Origin of the sequence: Gilliamella sp. CG25 (assembly GCF_046635705.1) — a bacterium.
GTDB classification, from domain to species: Bacteria; Pseudomonadota; Gammaproteobacteria; order Enterobacterales; family Orbaceae; genus Gilliamella; species Gilliamella apicola_I.
In genome coordinates this window covers 132,572-151,144 of record NZ_JBIDFJ010000006.1, presented here as the reverse complement: position 1 = coordinate 151,144, position 18,573 = coordinate 132,572, and the positions used below count along the sequence as shown (strand labels likewise).

Here is an 18,573-nt window from a genome sequence, read left to right as displayed (position 1 = left end):
GTTTTTATTTAATTTAAATAAAGCGGGAGACACACAAATGAAACAAATCCCAATGACAGTAAAGGGAGCTGAATTATTACGTGCTGAACTTGAAGAGCTGAAAAATGTTAAAAGACCTCAAATTACAGCAGCGATAGCCGAAGCGAGAGCACACGGTGATTTAAAAGAAAATGCAGAGTATCATGCAGCAAGAGAACAACAAGGTTTTTGTGAAGGACGTATTCAAGAAATTGAAGGAAAGTTATCACAAGCACAAATTATAGATATTACAAAAGTCAAAAACACTGGCAGAATTATTTTTGGTGCCACCGTCACTGTTATCAATGTGGATACTGATGAAGAAACCACTTATCGAATTGTAGGTGATGATGAAGCTGACTATCGACAAAATCTCATTTCGGTTAATTCCCCTATTGCCAGAGGATTAATTGGTAAAGAAGATGGCGACACAGTACAAATCAAAACACCTGGTGGCGATGTAGAGTTTGATATTGTTAAAGTAGAATATATTTAAAAGGTGAATTCTACTTGGTCATTTGATAATGATAAACAGGGCGAATACCCTGTTTATTAATCGTATTATTTAGGTAAAGTGATTTTTTTCTCTTCACTTGGTCTAAAAATGGTAAAAATAGAACCAACTTGTTGTACTGCAAGGGCATGCGTTTCACGTATGATAGCCTCACAAATAAGTTTTTTTGTCTCTCTATCTTCAGCAGATACCTTGATCTTAATTAACTCATGAAAGTTTAACGCATTTTCAATCTCTGCAAGCACACCTTCAGTAAACCCATTAGCGCCGATCATGACAATCGGTTTTAAATGATGAGCTTCACCTTTTAAATACTGTTTTTGTTTATTTGATAAATTCATTATTTTTTTATCACATTAAGTTGCAATTTTGTTATTCTACCCTTATATATATTTGTAATCAATTGAAGTGAACTCTTTACTATAAGGATTTATTCCCTGTGAGTAACAAAAAACGCTCAGCAAGCTCGACTCGTTGGCTTAATGAACATTTTAATGATCGCTTTGTGCAACAAGCACAAAAAAAAGGTTTACGATCGCGAGCATGGTTCAAATTAGAAGAAATTCAAAAAAGTGACAAATTATTTAAACCCGGCATAACCGTTGTTGATCTAGGCGCAGCGCCTGGTGGATGGTCACAATATGTGGCGTCTGTTATTGGTAGCAAAGGACGAATTATCGCTTGCGATTTATTACCGATGGATCCGATTGTCGGTGTTGATTTTCTACAAGGTGATTTCCGAGACGAAACCGTGCTTAAAGCATTACTTGACCGTGTTGGTAAAGAAAAAGTACAAGTCGTCATGTCAGATATGGCTCCTAACATGAGTGGTCAACCTGCTGTTGATATTCCAAGAGCAATGTATTTAGTTGAACTTGCTTTAGATATGTGTCGAGATGTCCTTGCCCCAAATGGCAATTTTATTGTCAAAGTATTTCAAGGTGAGGGATTTGAAGATTATTTAAAACAAGTTAGATCGATGTTTAAAACTGTCAAAATTCGCAAACCTGAAGCATCCAGATCGCGATCGAGAGAAGTTTATATCGTTGCAATGGGTATGAAGTAGCCAGTAGCACAATTTTGTAGTACCATTACTTCCTAATTTTAGTCGTAACTGTTAATTTTTATGAGAGGTTTTTCTTTTGAACGACATGGTAAAGAATTTACTGATCTGGGGAATTATTGCCGTAGTATTGATAGCTGTATTTAATCAATTCAGCTCAATATCAAATAGCGGTCCTCAAATCAATTATACTCAATTTAATTCCGATATCACCAGTGGTAAAATCCAAGAAGTGCATATTAATGGACGCGAAATTATTGCCACGACAAAAGATAATCGTAACTATGTAACTTACATCCCTTATTTTGATGAAAAATTAATGGATGACTTAGTTTTAAATAAAGTTGCCGTTTATGGTAGTCCAGATGAAAAACCAAGTTTGTTAGCAAGTATTTTAATCTCTTGGTTCCCCATTATTTTATTAATCGGATTTTGGATCTTTGTCATGCGTCAAATGCAAGGCGGTGGTAAAGGCGGACCAATGTCGGTGGGTAAAAGTAAAGCTCGGATGTTAGCGCCAGATCAAGTAAAAACCAAATTTACCGATGTCGCAGGCAGTGAAGAAGCCAAGCAAGAAGTAACAGAAGTAGTCGATTTTTTACGTGATCCGGGGAAATACCAAAAATTAGGTGGACGTATACCAAAAGGTATTTTGATGGTTGGACCACCGGGTACCGGTAAAACATTATTAGCTAGAGCCATTGCCGGTGAAGCCAATGTGCCTTTCTTTAGTATTTCAGGTTCCGACTTTGTTGAAATGTTTGTTGGTGTTGGCGCATCACGTGTACGTGATCTCTTTGAACAAGCCCGTAAACATTCACCTTGTATTATCTTTATTGATGAAATTGATGCTGTTGGTCGCAAACGTGGAGCGGGTTCAATGGGCGGTCATGACGAACGCGAACAAACCCTAAACCAAATGTTAGTTGAAATGGATGGTTTTGAAGCTAACAGTGGCATTATTATGATTGCAGCAACAAACCGTGCTGATATTCTCGATCCTGCATTACTTCGTCCTGGTCGTTTTGACCGTCAAGTTCAAATTGATTTACCTGACTTAAAAAGTCGTGAGCAAATTCTGGCAGTACATGTACGTAAAGTGCCTTTAGGGTCTGATGTTAATCTAGCAGTATTAGCCCGCGGAACACCAAATTATTCGGGTGCTCAATTAGCTAATTTAGTTAACGAAGCAGCACTATTTGCCGCTCGCCGTAATAAACGTTTAGTCACGATGGATGAGTTTGAAGAAGCCAAAGATAAAATCGATATGGGTACTCAACGTCGTTCATTATCCATGACAAAAGAGCAATTAACCAATACGGCTTATCATGAAGCGGGACACGCAATTGTGGGTTATTTAATGCCAGATCATGATCCGCTCCATAAAGTCACGATTATTCCTCGAGGAGGGGCGTTAGGTGTCGCCTTCTTCTTACCGGAAGGTGATCAAATTAGTCAAACTCGTACTCAGTTAGAATCAAAAATTTCAACAGCTTATGCAGGACGAATTGCCGAAGGCTTAATTTATGGCGAAGATAAAATTACCTCTGGTGCTTCAAGTGATATACGATACGCTTCAAATGTAGCCAGAGCAATGGTGACACAATGGGGCTTCTCAGATCGTTTACCACCTGCATTGTTTGAATATGAAGAGTCTTCTTATGGAGTCATGAAGAAAATATCTGATGGTACAGCTAAAATTATTGATGAAGAAGTTGATGCAATCCTTCAACGAAACTATCAACGAGCTAAAACAACACTAACTGAAAATATTGATATTCTTCATGCAATGAAAGATGCTTTACTCAAGTATGAAACAATTGATAAAAAACAGATTGATGAACTGATGAATCGCCAGCCAGTCACGCCACCAGAGGGTTGGACAGCCAGTGATGAAAAAGCAGCACAAGAAGTTCCGAATGAAGGTCGTGATACACCACCTGAATCTGATAATTAATCTGTTTTAATTTTTATAACGCGCTACGGCGCGTTTTTTATCGGATAACTCAGAAAAATCTAAAATAAAAACAGGTAACAAGCTTAAATGATTTTGCTATTATTTAGCTTATAACTAAGTTTAACGATAGCAAAATTGAGTAGCAGATGACTTAAATAAGGCATAATCATGGAAATTCGTTTCAACAATCAAATTATGGATCTCTCTTTTCCTCAAGTAATGGGTATCGTAAACATGACGCCGGATTCGTTTTCTGATGGCGGTAATTATAACAATCTTGATGATGCCATGCGTCGAGTTGATAATATGATACAAGCAGGCGCAACATTTATTGATATAGGCGGTGAATCAACACGCCCTGGTGCAGCCATTGTATCAGTTGAAGAAGAGCTAGATAGAGTGGTGCCTTTAGTTGAAAAAGTGGCTCGCTATTTTGATGTTTGGATTTCTGTTGATACCTCTAAACCTCAAGTTATGACAGAGTCAGCAAAAGCAGGAGCCCACTTAATTAATGATATACGAGCATTAACAGAGTCTGGTGCAGTCGAAGCCGCAGCCCAAACAGGATTACCAGTTTGCATTATGCATATGCAAGGCGATCCTCAAACTATGCAAAATGCGCCACATTATCAGCAAGACATCTATCAAGAAGTCGATCAATTTTTTGCCCAACATATCAATCGTTGCATCAATGCAGGGATTGAGCGAGAAAAAATTATTCTTGATCCGGGTTTTGGCTTTGGTAAAACATTAGCACACAATTATCGATTACTAGCAACACTTGAAAAATTTCATCACTTTCATTTACCGCTATTAGTTGGTATGTCTCGAAAATCCATGATTGGACAAGTATTAAATGTTCCGCCTAAAGAACGTATGTTAGGTAGTGTTTCTTGTGCAGTAATTGCAGCGATGAAAGGTGCACAGATTATTCGAGTTCATGATGTAAAAGAAACCTTTGATGCACTGCGAATTGTGCAAGCCACTTTAGCTGAACAGGAATAAACGGGATTTAACTTCAACAAAATGAGCTGTTATTTTGTTAAAAAGGGAATTTTTAGACAAATAAGATAAAAATCCCTTTTTGTTTTATTCTTAAGAATTTTCAACTTTTGGTATTACTGTTTCTAATAATCATTAAACAATAACAACACTTAAAAACATCACTAAACCGACATAATTATTATTTTGAAAAGCTTTGAAGCATCGAGTTCTATCACGATCGTTTATCAACCATTGTTGATAAAGAAACAGTAACGACATGATCGATATTCCACTATAATAAATAAAAGACAAATGATTACTAAGACCAATAATTATCAAGCAAATCACCGTTATTATCTGTAAAATGCCAATTATCAATTTATCATAGTGCCCAAACAAAACAGCCGTTGATTTAATGCCAATTTTGATATCATCATTGCGATCAACCATGGCATATTCCGTATCATAAGCAACTGTCCAACAAATATTTGCCAAACACAATAACCAACAGGTTAACGGGAACTGTTCAATTGTGGCCGCATAGACCATTGGAATGCTCCAACTAAATGCAATCCCTAATACTATTTGCGGAAAGTAGGTATAACGCTTCATAAACGGGTAAATCATTGCAGTTAACAATGCACAGCCAGCAATCATCCACGACAAAGTATTTAAAAAGAATAATAAACAAGCAGCCATTAACAACAATATCAATAATGTCCATAAAGCATTCTTTGCGGTTAATACGCCTTGCGCTAACGGACGGTGTTGGGTTCGCTCCACATGCGCATCAAAATGGCGATCAGCATAATCATTTACCACACACCCTGCCGCTCGCATCACAACAACACCCAGTACAAAGATAACAACAAGTTCAACTGGTGGATGAGGATTTGCAAGCCAAATTGCCGTTATAGTTGGCCAAAGCAATAGCAAGATTCCAATTGGTTTATCTAACCGCATAAGTTGTAAATAAGCTAACATATCTGATTTCTATCTTATATAACAATGGGTAAATTATACCTTTTCCTTCAAAAACTGTAACGCTCTCAATAATTGAGTCAAATTAATTGCTACAATTAACAAGCAGGCTCATTGAAGCATCTCTAAATATTGTTCTGCAATAACGGCAAGAGCAGCATAAAACGGACTAATTTGATTATGTTTTAATTGGTTTAAATAGTAAGTAGACCACGTAAATAAATGTTCATTTAATAATTGTTTTGCTGTTTGTGGCTGATTTTTTTCCAGCAGTAATGCAAATGCCATTAACATTAATCCAAACTGATCTTCAGGCTCATTCATACCAGTAGACAGCATTAACCCCTGTTGCTGTAAAAATTCACGATAACGTTCTTGTGATTCCCCCATTAATAACTTTTCTTGATCCAAATAGACCGATCCCCAAGGTGGGGCAAGCATTTCACCTTGTCCTTCAAATAACAGTGAAAATTGATAATCAAGATCTTGATGGGATAATTCTGCCGCCAATCTTTGACATTGCTGACAAATTAATTTGGGATTTTGCCAATTAGCCAGCTGATCGATATGGAGTAAAACCTCAACCAACGGTTTGACGGTTTCACTTCGAGGAGAATAGTAAAAAAATGCCCCAATGATTTTTGCTAAGGTGGCGGTAGTTAGATTATCCAATCTTATCTCTCTTATTCATTATAAAATGACTTAATTTGCTATGAGTAATTAGCTTCAATGATTATAGCGGTATTGTCCATAAATTATAAAAGGCAATACGTCCACAAACCTCACCCAAAAAAGTACAAGCAAAGGCTGTAGTACAAAGTATCGTCATATGTTTTGTTCGCCAATAATTAAGAATAATCAACATTAGCGCAACAATTAATAAAATGCACTCGATTATCATCCAACTCAATTGCGCATTAGCAAGCGCCGGACTGATTGAAGTCATTAAATTAAAATAAGGTACCTTTGACAGCACAATTAATAAAACGCCAATAATAAAAGCACCAGTTCCTAATCGATATAGCCCAACCCTAGCACTAGCAATACCACCTAATACCAGCACCGTTAGATACATTTGAATCGGTGTATAAACAGTATCCCACGTTTTCACTGTGGGTAATCTATACGTTAAAACAATCGTCCAAACAAACACTAAACTTAGTATCATTAACACGATCGCTAATAGTTGATTTATATAAGGGATGCGATTTATCTTTAAACAAAGCGGCTTAATCATATCAAGTTTTTCACTATTGGGATAAAGGGCAAAATAATTGAGTAACAAGGATACAAACGTGACTCCAAACAATACACTAAAGGTAAAAATTTCATTACTCATTGGCGAACGACCGATACCAAAAATCACATTGAAGGCACGCATGGGATGCCCCAAATGGAATGAGGCAATTAGCATACCAAGAGCCATAAAAAGCAGTGCTAACCCATTAATTTTTTGTCTAATAACTTGTTTAGCTTGTGAATGATTGATGAAACAAGACGAGCTACTCAGCAATACCATTCCCGCAGATAATTGCCCCAATACCGTAAAAAAAACGAGTGGTAATTCATGCATATTAAACCTCCTCTGGATTGAGCACTTTACCCAATGTATCACCCGAACTCTTAGCTTGTGCATGGGGTTTAATCACAATATTGGGTTTAGTTAGCTCAGCATTAGGCAAAGGAGCAATATTACGTTCATTACCATAACGTTCACGTAATTTGCCTATCTCGTCAAAATCTAAAGCATGTTGCGGACAAGATTCGACACACACGGGCTTTAATCCTTCGGCGACACGTTCATAACAGCCATCGCATTTTGACATGACACGCTTTTGATGATCATACTGTGGTGCACCATAAGGACAACGCATTTCACAATACCGACACCCGATACACACATCTTGATTAACAACCACTAAGCCATCTTGCTTGCGTTTGTGCATTGCCCCCGTAGGGCAGCCTTGTACGCAAGTCGGCTCATCACAATGGTTACAGGCGATCGACAAATAATAAGTAAATGTATCATTCTGCCAAATTCCAGCTACTTGCTGCCATGTGCCGCCACCATATTCATAGACTCGTCGAAAATGCACCCCAAGCGCATTATCTTTCTCGTCTTTACAGCTGACTTGGCAGGTTTTACATCCGGTACATTTGGAAGAATCAATAAAGAATCCATATTGCATTTTCATCATCTCCCTGTGACTTATGATGCCGAAGACATACTGGATATTGGTTTGATATCAACCAAATTGGTATGTTGTGAATTTGATTTTGCCAATACCGAAGGACGCAATGAAGTTAATCGATTGACACACCCCCCAATATCGATACCCACTGCATTGGTTTTTGCCCATAACCCTTGTGGAATGGCAATCACCCCGGGTAATATACGTGGCGTTACTTTTGCAGGTATATATAATCGACCGCGATCGTTAAAAACTTCGACTAATTGACCATGCTTTATGTGTCTCTGCTGAGCATCAATGGGATTGATCCACAGACTACTGGCAACAGCCTCACGCAATTGAGGGAGATTGCTATAAGACGAGTGGCAATGTCCTTTAATATGAAATCCAATTAACTGTAATGGGTATTTTTCTTGTTTCAGCTTATCTTCACTTCCTTCAATTGCAGGTAAATAAGCTGGAATAGGATAAAGTTTATCGTCCTGCTCAAATTCCCATTCACGCGCAATTTTCGCTAAGGCTTCAGAATAAATTTCAATCTTGCCCGATGGGGTATTTAACGGATGATTAACGGGATCATCGCGAAATGCCTTTAAAGCAATGTGATTATCACTATCGGCTAATTTACGATCAATAACTCCCATACCGTCTGTTTCGGCAAAAGACGGTAAATCAGGATTTTGTTTGCGCATTCTTTCATAACTATACGCTATCCACTCCTCTTGTGTTCGTCCTTCCGTAAATTTATCTTTAACGCCCATTTTTTCAGACAATTCGGTTAGCACATCATAAGCCGGACGATTTTCCCAAAGTGGCTTAATGGCTTGTTGCATACGAATCACATAGTGATAAGCGCCCGATGCATAGGAATTATTGATTAAATCATGACTTTCCACTGACGACACATCAGGTAATAACAAATCGGCATACCTTGCTGAAGCGGTCATATGCGTATCCCAAACCAAGATAAATTCGCATTTTGATTCATCTTGTAAAATCTGATGGGTTCGATTGAGATCGGCATGCTGATTACCAATTACATTACTGGCATAGCTCCAGATAAACTTGATACCAACATCCAATTTATCTTTACCCAGTATATAAGCATTTTTAGCTGTCATGTTCTGCGGTTCTTCAATCGCTTTTGTCCATAAAAAAAATGGAATACTGGTTTTAATCGGATTTAACAGATTCAGACCAGGAACCGGATAAGTTACGCTGCCGCCCCAAGTTCCGATATTAGTACCTTGTTTACCAAACTGACCCGTGATAATTGGCAGTATCATAATCGCTCGGGTAGTATGCTCACCATTTTGCCAACGCTGAGCCCCCCAACCTTGAGAAATCCATGCCGCTTTAGCATTGACAATATCTAATGCAAGCTGACGAATTTGTTTAGCTGGAATACCGGTTTTTTTAGCTGCCCATTCAGGGGTTTTAGGCGTTCTGTCATCACCTAATCCAAGAATATAAGATTTAAAATCACTAAAAGGCGGTGCACTATCGGGTAATGAGTCAGCATTCCAGCCCACACAATATTGATTGAGCATTGCATCATCAATTCTATCTTCTTCAAGTAAAGCATAACCGATTGCAGCAACTAAAGCGGCATCCGTTCCAGGAATAATTGGAATCCACTCAGCATTGTAACCCACAACACTTTCACTACGCCTTGGATCAATAATAATCACCTTTGCTTTACTTTGTGATAATGCATTGAATAGCTCAGTCACCTGCCCTCCACCCGACATTCTGGTTTCAGCAATATTTTGTCCAAACATTACCACTAGATCAGAGTGTTTAATTTGGTCTATTAACGACTCTTTTGCATTGCCATAAATATAAGGTTGAATAGCGGTTATTTGACCACTTGAATAATCACCATGATAATTAAGGTAACCACCAATCGTACTCAAGAATCGCTTACAAGCACTACGCCCAGAAATATTTGCACCTGTAGTACCTGTACCATATTGATAATAAATAGACTCGTTGCCATATTGATTAATGGTATACTTGAGTTTATTTGCCAATAAAGCGATTGCTTCATTCCATGAAATACGTTTGAATTTACCTTCACCACGCTTACCCACTCGCACCATAGGATATTTTAAACGCTCAGGATCGTAAGTTCGCCAACGTACCGCTCTTCCTCGCAAGCAAGGACGAATTTGATGCAGACCAAAGACAGGATCATTAATGCCGTCTTCCGAAGAAATTTTAGTAATAATATCATTCTTCACATGGACTTTTAGAGGACAGCGACTACCACAGTTAACTAAACAAGCACTATAGACGATTTTTTCCTCATTATCCGAACTGGCAAGACTATCATTGTCATTAACGTTAGGTTCTGCGTACACAAATGGGGATTGAATGGTATTGGCTAATGCCGCAACGCTCCCAATTGCTAACGATTTTTGTAAAAAATCTCGTCGGGTTATCTTATTATCTGACTTGCTCATTTTGTTCCCTTATGTCTATTTGGGATTTATTTATCATAATACTTTAGATGGGCTGATAAAATAGAAAACGGCATAAACCGTCTTTTAACTATCAATAAATTAAGGTAATAACAATTATTCTCAATAAATACTTGGTAAAAATACTGAATTTGCTTTTCATTATAAATTTAATTTCATGCATCTTAAAGAAAGATTGGTATAATAAGGTCATTTATTCGAATAAATAGAAAAACTATGTCACAATCTACTTATAACGCTGTTGATATTGAAGTCTTAAAAGGGCTCGATCCTGTTCGTCATCGTCCAGGCATGTATACCGACACGGCTCGCCCAAATCATTTAGGGCAAGAGGTTATCGATAATAGTGTCGATGAAGCAATAGCCGGTCACGCTCGTCAAGTTAAAGTCACGCTTTATGAAGATAATTCATTAGAAGTTATTGATGATGGGCGAGGTATGCCTGTTGATATTCATCCCGAAGAGGGGGTACCGGCTATTGAATTATTACTTTGCCGTTTACACGCTGGCGGTAAATTTTCTAATAAAAATTATCAATTCTCTGGTGGACTTCATGGTGTGGGTATCTCAGTTGTTAATGCGCTATCTAAACGGGTAGAAGTGACCGTTAACCGAGATGGTCAAGTATACCAAATTGCGTTTGAAAATGGCGAAAAAGTCGAAGATCTTCATGTAACTGGTACGTGTGGACGTCGTAACACGGGCACAAAAGTTCACTTTTGGCCAGACGAAAAATATTTTGATTCACCAAGATTTTCAGTACCCCGTTTATCTCATCTACTCAAAGCAAAAGCGGTACTTTGTCCTGGTCTTGAAATCATCTTTAAAGATAAAATTAATAACACCGAACAACGCTGGTGTTATCAAGATGGCTTAAAAGATTACTTAATGGAATCCGTCAGTGGTTACTCACTACTACCGGAAGAGCCATTTACCGGCAGCCATACCGGTGATACAGAAGCCGTTGAATGGGCACTCTTGTGGATGCCGGAAGGTGGCGAACTATTAACAGAAAGCTATGTTAACTTAATTCCTACCGTGCAAGGTGGTACCCATGTCAATGGTTTACGCCAAGGACTGCTTGATGCAATGCGCGAATTTTGTGAATTTCGTAATTTGTTACCACGTGGCATAAAATTGACGGCTGATGATATTTGGGAACGCTGTGCTTATGTGTTATCTGTAAAAATGCAAGAGCCACAATTTGCAGGACAAACCAAAGAGCGCTTATCATCCAGACAAAGTGCTGCATTTGTATCTGCCATTGTTAAAGACGCCTTTAGCTTGTGGTTAAATCAGCATGTACAAACCGCTGAATTACTGGCTGAAATGGTGATCTCCAGTGCACAACGACGATTAAGAGCTTCAAAAAAAGTTATTCGTAAAAAATTAACTAGCGGTCCGGCATTACCGGGCAAGCTTGCGGACTGTTCATCACAAGACTTAAGCCGAACTGAACTTTTTTTAGTGGAAGGCGATTCCGCAGGTGGCTCAGCTAAACAGGCTCGAGATCGGGAATATCAAGCGATAATGCCATTAAAAGGTAAAATTCTAAACACTTGGGAAGTCTCATCGGATGAAGTCCTTGGTTCTCAAGAAATCCACGATATTTCGGTCGCGATTGGTATTGATCCTGATAGTGATGATTTAAGCCAATTACGATATGGTAAAATCTGTATTTTAGCCGATGCCGATTCTGACGGTTTACATATTGCCACCCTACTTTGTGCGCTATTTGTTCGTCACTTTCGTGCAATGGTCGAACACGGACATGTTTTTGTTGCTATGCCACCATTATATCGTATCGATCTTGGTAAAGAAGTCCATTACGCCTTAGATGAAGAAGAGAAAGAAGGAATTTTAGATCAGCTTAAACGGAAAAAAGGCAAACCGAATGTACAACGTTTTAAAGGTCTCGGTGAAATGAATCCACTGCAACTGCGTGAAACAACGATGGACCCAAATACTCGCCGTTTAGTACAGTTATCATTAGATAATTCAGAAGAAACAATGGCGTTAATGGATATGTTACTTGCTAAAAAACGTTCAGAAGATCGCCGTGAATGGTTGCAAGAAAAAGGTGACCAAGTCCAACTTGATGTCTAACATAAAGAATGATTTAGAGGAACAATAATGAGTGAGATAACTCATGACGGAGTAGAAGTTCAGTCGCTACGTACCTTTACAGAAAGCGCTTATTTAAACTACTCTATGTATGTCATTATGGATCGTGCACTACCTTTTATTGGTGACGGTCTAAAACCAGTGCAACGCCGTATTGTTTATGCCATGTCAGAATTAGGGCTTAACGCTCAGGCTAAATTTAAAAAATCAGCACGTACTGTCGGTGACGTTTTAGGTAAATATCATCCACATGGTGATAGCGCCTGTTATGAAGCAATGGTACTGATGGCACAACCATTTTCTTACCGCTATCCATTAGTTGACGGACAAGGTAACTGGGGGGCGCCAGATGATCCAAAATCCTTTGCTGCAATGCGTTATACCGAATCACGCCTATCTAAATATGCCGAACTACTATTAGGCGAATTAGGACAAGGTACGGTCGATTACACCCCTAATTTTGACGGTACATTACAAGAACCAAAAATGTTACCGGCCAGATTACCGAATATTCTATTAAATGGTACTACAGGTATTGCTGTTGGGATGGCGACCGATATCCCACCCCATAATATTCGTGAAGTGGCCAATGCAGCGATTATGCTGGCAGATAATCCGAAAGCCACGCTAAGCGAAGTGATGGCTCACATACAAGGGCCTGACTTTCCAACTGAAGCAGAAATCATCACCCCACCACAAGATATAGAAAAAATCTATAAGACGGGACGTGGCTCCATTCGTATGCGCGCTGTATGGAAAAAAGAAGAAGGTGATATCGTTATCACTGATCTGCCACATCAAGTTTCTGGTGCGAAAATTTTAGAGCAAATTGCCTCGCAAATGCGTGCCAAAAAATTACCATTAATTGAAGATTTACGTGATGAATCTGATCATGAGAATCCAACACGACTCGTCATTGTACCTCGCTCTAATCGTGTTGACTTAGAACAGGTCATGAATCACCTATTTGCCACAACCGATCTGGAAAAAAGCTATCGGGTCAATATGAATATGATTGGGCTAGACAATCGCCCATCCGTCAAAGGGTTAGTTGAGATTTTAACTGAATGGTTAGAATATCGTCGTAATACGGTAACCAGACGTTTAAACTATCGTTTAGACAAAGTATTAAAACGCCTTCATATTTTAGATGGTTTACTTATCGCCTTTTTAAATATCGATGAAGTCATTAATATTATTCGCTATGAAGACGATCCTAAAACAGAGTTAATGCAACGGTTTAATTTAACTGAAATCCAATCTGAAGCGATTTTAGAGTTAAAACTTCGCCATTTAGCTAAACTTGAAGAGATGCGTATCAAAGGTGAGCAAAGTGATCTCGCTAAAGAGCGTGATCAGCTGCAAGCATTACTCGGTTCGCCTAGAAAATTGAATAGTTTAATTAAAAAAGAGCTTCAACAAGACGCTGATAAATACGGGGATGAACGCCGTTCTCCAATTGTTGAACGCAGTGAAGCAAAAGCCATTACCGAACAAGAACTAATACCGTCAGAACCGGTGACCATTGTCTTATCTGAAATGGGTTGGGTAAGAGCGGCTAAAGGTCATGATATTGATCCAACGGGATTGAGTTACAAAGCTGGCGATAGTTTTAAAGCGGCCGCAAAAGGAAAAAGTAATCAACCTGTGGTATTTATTGACTCAACAGGCCGTAGCTATGCTATTGAACCCAATACATTACCTTCAGCGCGAGGACAAGGCGAACCACTTACGGGTAAATTAGCATTACCTGCTGGTGCAAGTGTTGAGCATGTTTTGATGTCAGCGAATGACAATCAAAAATTTTTACTTGCCTCAAGTGCGGGGTATGGATTTATATGTCAATTTAGCGATTTAGTCGCACGTAACCGAAACGGTAAAGCCATAATTAATCTACCGAATAATGCGAAAGTACTCACGCCTATTGAAATTTCAAATGATGAAAGCTTACTTTTATCCATTACCCAAGCAGGACGGATGCTTATTTTCCCTGTAAAAGATCTACCCGAATTGGCAAAAGGCAAAGGAAACAAAATAATCTCATTATCCAATGCAGATGACAGCCTTGCTTATATGATTTTAATTACACCGGAAACATCCATCACCTTATATGTTGGCAAACGCAAACTTACCCTAAATCCTGTTGATTTACAAAAATTTAGGGCAGAACGTGCTCGTAAAGGTAGCGCTTTACCACGTGGGCTACAAAAAATAGATCGAATTGAGGTAAACAAATAGTATGTCTTTTATTTGGGCGATTATTACAGGCTTTGTATTAAGCATTGTATTAAAATCGGGATGGGGTTATGTACTTGGATTTTTTGTTGGTCCAATGCTCTATCAAACCTTTTGTAACAAGCTAAACCAACAAAGAAGTCAAACCAATCCAACATTATATTTAACCATTGTTTTTGAAGTACTTGGTCATCTCAGTAAAGCAAAAGGTGTGGTCACACAAGATGACATCAATCTTGCACGCCATTTTATGGATAGACTACAACTTGATAGCAACAGTCGACGACTTGCGCAAGACTCATTTAATCGAGGTAAAGCTGCGGATTATCCTCTTCGAGCTCGTTTAAAAGAGATATATATTCAATACCGCTTTCGACGTAATGTGTTAAATATTTTTTGTGAACAACTCATTCAAGCGGCACTGGTTGATGGTCATTTAGATGAAAAAGAGTCACAAATATTGTATATTGTGGCAGAAGAATTTAATATTCCTCGTCAACAAATGACCATGTATATTAAAATGATGATGGGAAGCTACCATTTTCGTCAAAATGGTCATCACCAAAATCAATACCAAGATCAGCATTACCAATATCAACAATATCAGGGTTATCAAGGTCGTTCAGCACAATCAGATCTGCAAAATGCATATAAAATTTTAGGTATCGAATCATCAGCCGAAATTGCAGAAATAAAAAAAGCATATCGAAAACTAATGAATGAGCATCATCCCGATAAGTTAGTGTCAAAAGGCTTACCTAAAGAGATGCTTGAAGCTGCCAAAAAACGCGCTCAAGAGATTCAAGCTGCTTATGATCTCATAAAAGTATCGCGCGGATTTAAATAGAGACAACAACGATGATGCATTGGCGTTCAATTATTCGAATTGTAGGATTATTGATAACATTATTATCTGTTTTCATGTTATTACCTGCTTTAGTCGCATTAATTTATCGTGATGGCGCTGGTGCGATATTTCTTCGTTCTTTTTTTGCTGCCTTGATTTTAGGCGGCTTGTTGTGGTTACCAAATCGACACCAACGTCACGAACTTAACACCCGTGAAGGCTTTTTTATTGTGGTACTTTTTTGGGTCGTATTAGGTACTATTGGCGCTTTTCCATTCATTTTTGATAATCACATTAATTTAAACTTAACGACAGCATTTTTCGAATCATTTTCTGGTTTAACAACAACGGGGGCAACCACCATTGTGAAGTTAGACCATTTACCTAAAGCGTTACTGTTTTATCGACAATTACTGCAGTGGCTTGGCGGAATGGGGATAATCGTGTTAGCGGTTGCTATCCTACCGTTATTGGGTGTTGGGGGGATGCAACTTTATCGTGCTGAAATTCCCGGCCCACAAAAAGACAGTAAAATGCGCCCACGTATTGCCGAAACAGCAAAAACCCTTTGGTCAATCTATATTCTACTTACCACACTATGCGCAATCTGCTTGTGGTTTGCAGGCATGAATGTATTTGATGCTATCTCCCACAGCTTTTCAACGATTTCAATGGGGGGATTTTCCACCCATGATGATAATTTGGCTTACTTTAATAGCCCGGCAATCAACTATATTGTTACCCTATTTTTAATCTTATCTGGCTGTAACTTTGCGCTCCATTTTGCCGCATTAAGCGGTTTTTCAATAAAAGTTTACTGGCGAGACCAAGAGTTTAGAACATTTATTTTCATTCTATTAATACTGATCGCCATATGCGCAGTGGTTATCTTTTTCTATAAACCTCATCGCCTTAGTATTGATAAAATCATATTACAAGTCGTGTCCATATCATCGACAGCAGGATTTTCTGTAGATGATATTAATACATGGCCTTCATCATTACCTATTTTTCTACTTTGTGCCTCGTTCATTGGTGGTTGTGCCGGTTCGACAGGAGGTGGCTTAAAAGTGGTCAGAGTACTACTTTTATTTATGCAAGGTTCGCGTGAGCTCAAACGATTAATTCATCCAAACGCTATCTATACCTTAAAATTAAATCATCGAGTTGTACCTGAACGAATTATCGAATCAGTTTGGGGATTCTTTTCTGCTTATGCTTTAGTTTTTCTAATTAGTTTATTTATCATCATGGCAACAGGCGTTGATGCAACCGACTCTTTTTATATTGTTGCCTCTTCACTGAATAATTTAGGTGTGGGGCTTGGTAGTGTCAGTGATAATTTTGCGCATGTCAGTGATGTGGTAAGATGGGTGATGGTTGTCGATATGCTATTTGGACGACTAGAGATATTTACATTATTAGTCCTTTTTACACCAACATTTTGGCGAAGTTAACCTTAAACTCAAACACCCATAAAAATAAAACTTTTTGCCAAATTATGCAAAATTCATAAATATTTTATTGATTATTTAGTCAATTACATAGAAAATTAGAACGCAGCATGTGCTGTGTTTATTAGAGGTAATCACCTGACATATGGAATGGATCATGGATCCTACAATCTGGATTGGTTTATCCACCCTGATTGTACTTGAAATCGTCCTTGGTATTGATAACATTGTTTTTATTGCCATTCTTGCCGAGAAGCTTCCACCACACCAACGCGATAAAGCACGCATCACTGGTCTTGCTTTTGCATTAATTACTCGCATTATTTTATTAATGTTCACCGGCTGGCTAGTTACACTCACGACACCACTATTCACAGCGTTTGGGATTAGTTTCAATGCTCGCCAACTCATTATGTTAGTGGGAGGCATATTTTTACTGTTTAAAGCCACCATGGAGCTCAATGAACGTCTTGAAGGTGCAGCTCACGAAGAAGGAAAATCGAAAAAAACCTCACACTTTTGGACTGTCGTTGTTCAAATCGTTATTTTAGATGCCGTGTTTTCTCTCGATTCTGTGATTACGGCAGTCGGTATGGTTGAAAATATTCCAGTCATGATTATTGCCGTTTGTGTGGCAATTTGCATTATGATGGTCGCAAGTAAACCGTTAGCCTATTTTGTCAATTCGCATCCCACCATTGTTATTCTTTGCTTGAGCTTTTTATTAATGATTGGGTTTAGTTTAGTTGCGGAAGGATTTGGTTTTGCCATTCCAAAAGGCTACTTATATGCCGCTATTGGTTTTTCAATCATGATTGAGTTTTTTAATCAGTTGGCCATATTCAATCGTCGCAAAGCATTGAATAAAAAACCATTGCGAGAACGGACTGCTGAAGCGATCTTACATCTACTGAAAGGCGATGTTGAAGAAGATCCGGATACTCACACAATTGATACCGTGTCAGATAACAATAAAAAAGAATCTGTCTTTAACCATCAAGAACTCAACATGGTTGAACGCGTCCTTGGACTGGCACAGCGATCGGTCAGCAGTATTATGACAGCAAGGTTAGATGTTGATATGGTTAATATCAATGACGACCGTGAAACAATTTTGAAAGAGATTTTTGAAAATCCTCATTCACGATTAGTCGTAACTGATAATGCGTCGATTGACGAACCTTTAGGTATTATTCAAGTTAACGACCTGTTAAAAGATGTTTTGCAAAATAAAGAACCAATCGATATTAATTCTTTAATTAAGCAACCGCTAATCTTTCCCGAAACGGTATCGTTACTTGTTGCGTTAGAACAATTTAAAAAAGCCAAAACCCATTTTGCTTTTGTGGTTGATGAATTTGGTTCCATGCAGGGCGTGGTTTCCGTTACCGACATCATCGAAACTATCGCTGGCGATTTTCCAACCGAAGAGGAAGAAATTGATGCCAAACATGATATTCAATGTCTGGATGATAATACGTGGATTGCCAATGGCTATATTCCGGTTGAAGAGTTGGTTCGATTTGTCCCAATCCCAATTGATGATAAACGTGAATACCATACTCTTGCAGGATTATTGATGGAAAAGGCACAGCATTTACTTGAAGTCGGTGAGACCATGCAAATTGGTGATTACCTATTTGAAATAGCTGAAATTGAAAGCCATCGTATTTTAAAAGTTAAAATTACTTTGAACAAACTTGATTCAATTTAATGAACCA

The 18,573-nt window shown here is 38.4% G+C and carries 15 protein-coding genes; 9 read left to right on the top strand and 6 right to left on the bottom strand.

The genetic code is table 11. The features are described from left to right. The first annotated feature begins 37 nt into the window (after positions 1-37). Complete coding sequence (greA, locus tag ACGH6P_RS06685) at positions 38-514, top strand: transcription elongation factor GreA (protein ID WP_065559646.1); 477 nt, start codon at positions 38-40, stop codon at positions 512-514. A 65-nt stretch (positions 515-579) separates the two neighbouring features. Here greA and yhbY read toward each other — a convergent pair whose 3' ends face one another. Continuing rightward, positions 580-873, bottom strand: coding sequence for a ribosome assembly RNA-binding protein YhbY (gene yhbY / locus ACGH6P_RS06680; protein WP_065559637.1), 294 nt, complete (start codon positions 871-873; stop codon positions 580-582). A 98-nt stretch (positions 874-971) separates the two neighbouring features. Between yhbY and rlmE the strand changes: the two genes are divergently transcribed. The 3 genes from rlmE to folP all read left to right on the top strand — a co-directional run bounded on the left by rlmE (position 972) and on the right by folP (position 4,557). Next, positions 972-1,598 (top strand): 23S rRNA (uridine(2552)-2'-O)-methyltransferase RlmE, encoded by a 627-nt coding sequence (gene rlmE / locus ACGH6P_RS06675; RefSeq protein ID WP_411597047.1) that lies wholly within the window; start codon positions 972-974, stop codon positions 1,596-1,598. A gap of 85 nt (positions 1,599-1,683) precedes the next feature. After that, on the top strand, positions 1,684-3,552 hold the full coding sequence (ftsH, locus tag ACGH6P_RS06670) for an ATP-dependent zinc metalloprotease FtsH (RefSeq protein ID WP_267351154.1): 1,869 nt from the start codon (positions 1,684-1,686) through the stop codon (positions 3,550-3,552). Positions 3,553-3,720: 168 nt separating this feature from the next. Further along, positions 3,721-4,557: a dihydropteroate synthase gene (gene folP / locus ACGH6P_RS06665; RefSeq protein ID WP_220216056.1), complete on the top strand. Its 837-nt coding sequence runs from the start codon at positions 3,721-3,723 to the stop codon at positions 4,555-4,557. Between the two features lie 132 nt (positions 4,558-4,689). On the opposite strand, the gene ubiA is transcribed toward folP, so the two are convergent. The 5 genes from ubiA to ACGH6P_RS06640 all read right to left on the bottom strand — a co-directional run bounded on the left by ubiA (position 4,690) and on the right by ACGH6P_RS06640 (position 10,174). Then, complete coding sequence (ubiA, locus tag ACGH6P_RS06660) at positions 4,690-5,520, bottom strand: 4-hydroxybenzoate octaprenyltransferase (protein ID WP_267351140.1); 831 nt, start codon at positions 5,518-5,520, stop codon at positions 4,690-4,692. Between the two features lie 108 nt (positions 5,521-5,628). Further along, positions 5,629-6,189, bottom strand: coding sequence for a molecular chaperone TorD family protein (locus ACGH6P_RS06655; RefSeq protein ID WP_411597046.1), 561 nt, complete (start codon positions 6,187-6,189; stop codon positions 5,629-5,631). A gap of 61 nt (positions 6,190-6,250) precedes the next feature. Next, positions 6,251-7,090 (bottom strand): dimethyl sulfoxide reductase anchor subunit family protein, encoded by an 840-nt coding sequence (locus tag ACGH6P_RS06650; RefSeq protein WP_411597045.1) that lies wholly within the window; start codon positions 7,088-7,090, stop codon positions 6,251-6,253. Between the two features lies 1 nt (position 7,091). Further along, positions 7,092-7,712 (bottom strand): DMSO/selenate family reductase complex B subunit, encoded by a 621-nt coding sequence (locus ACGH6P_RS06645; RefSeq protein ID WP_267360597.1) that lies wholly within the window; start codon positions 7,710-7,712, stop codon positions 7,092-7,094. 14 nt (positions 7,713-7,726) lie between these two features. Continuing rightward, a complete protein-coding gene (locus ACGH6P_RS06640) occupies positions 7,727-10,174 on the bottom strand; it encodes a DMSO/selenate family reductase complex A subunit (RefSeq protein ID WP_411597044.1) in 2,448 nt (815 codons plus the stop codon). A gap of 234 nt (positions 10,175-10,408) precedes the next feature. Here ACGH6P_RS06640 and parE point away from each other — a divergent pair, with 234 nt between their 5' ends. From parE to ACGH6P_RS06615, 5 genes are all read left to right on the top strand, one after another. Continuing rightward, entirely contained in the window at positions 10,409-12,298 is a 1,890-nt protein-coding gene (parE, locus tag ACGH6P_RS06635) for a DNA topoisomerase IV subunit B (RefSeq protein ID WP_065559628.1), read from the top strand. Between the two features lie 27 nt (positions 12,299-12,325). Further along, positions 12,326-14,554 carry a DNA topoisomerase IV subunit A gene (gene parC, locus ACGH6P_RS06630; protein WP_267351132.1) on the top strand — a complete coding sequence of 743 codons (2,229 nt, stop codon included), beginning with the start codon at positions 12,326-12,328 and terminating at the stop codon, positions 14,552-14,554. Between the two features lies 1 nt (position 14,555). After that, positions 14,556-15,398, top strand: a complete 843-nt coding sequence (gene djlA / locus ACGH6P_RS06625; protein ID WP_411597043.1) for a co-chaperone DjlA — start codon at positions 14,556-14,558, stop codon at positions 15,396-15,398. A gap of 14 nt (positions 15,399-15,412) precedes the next feature. Next, positions 15,413-16,855: a TrkH family potassium uptake protein gene (locus ACGH6P_RS06620; protein ID WP_065559645.1), complete on the top strand. Its 1,443-nt coding sequence runs from the start codon at positions 15,413-15,415 to the stop codon at positions 16,853-16,855. 142 nt (positions 16,856-16,997) lie between these two features. After that, complete coding sequence (locus tag ACGH6P_RS06615; protein ID WP_065559625.1) at positions 16,998-18,566, top strand: TerC family protein; 1,569 nt, start codon at positions 16,998-17,000, stop codon at positions 18,564-18,566. Positions 18,567-18,573: the final 7 nt, after the last annotated feature.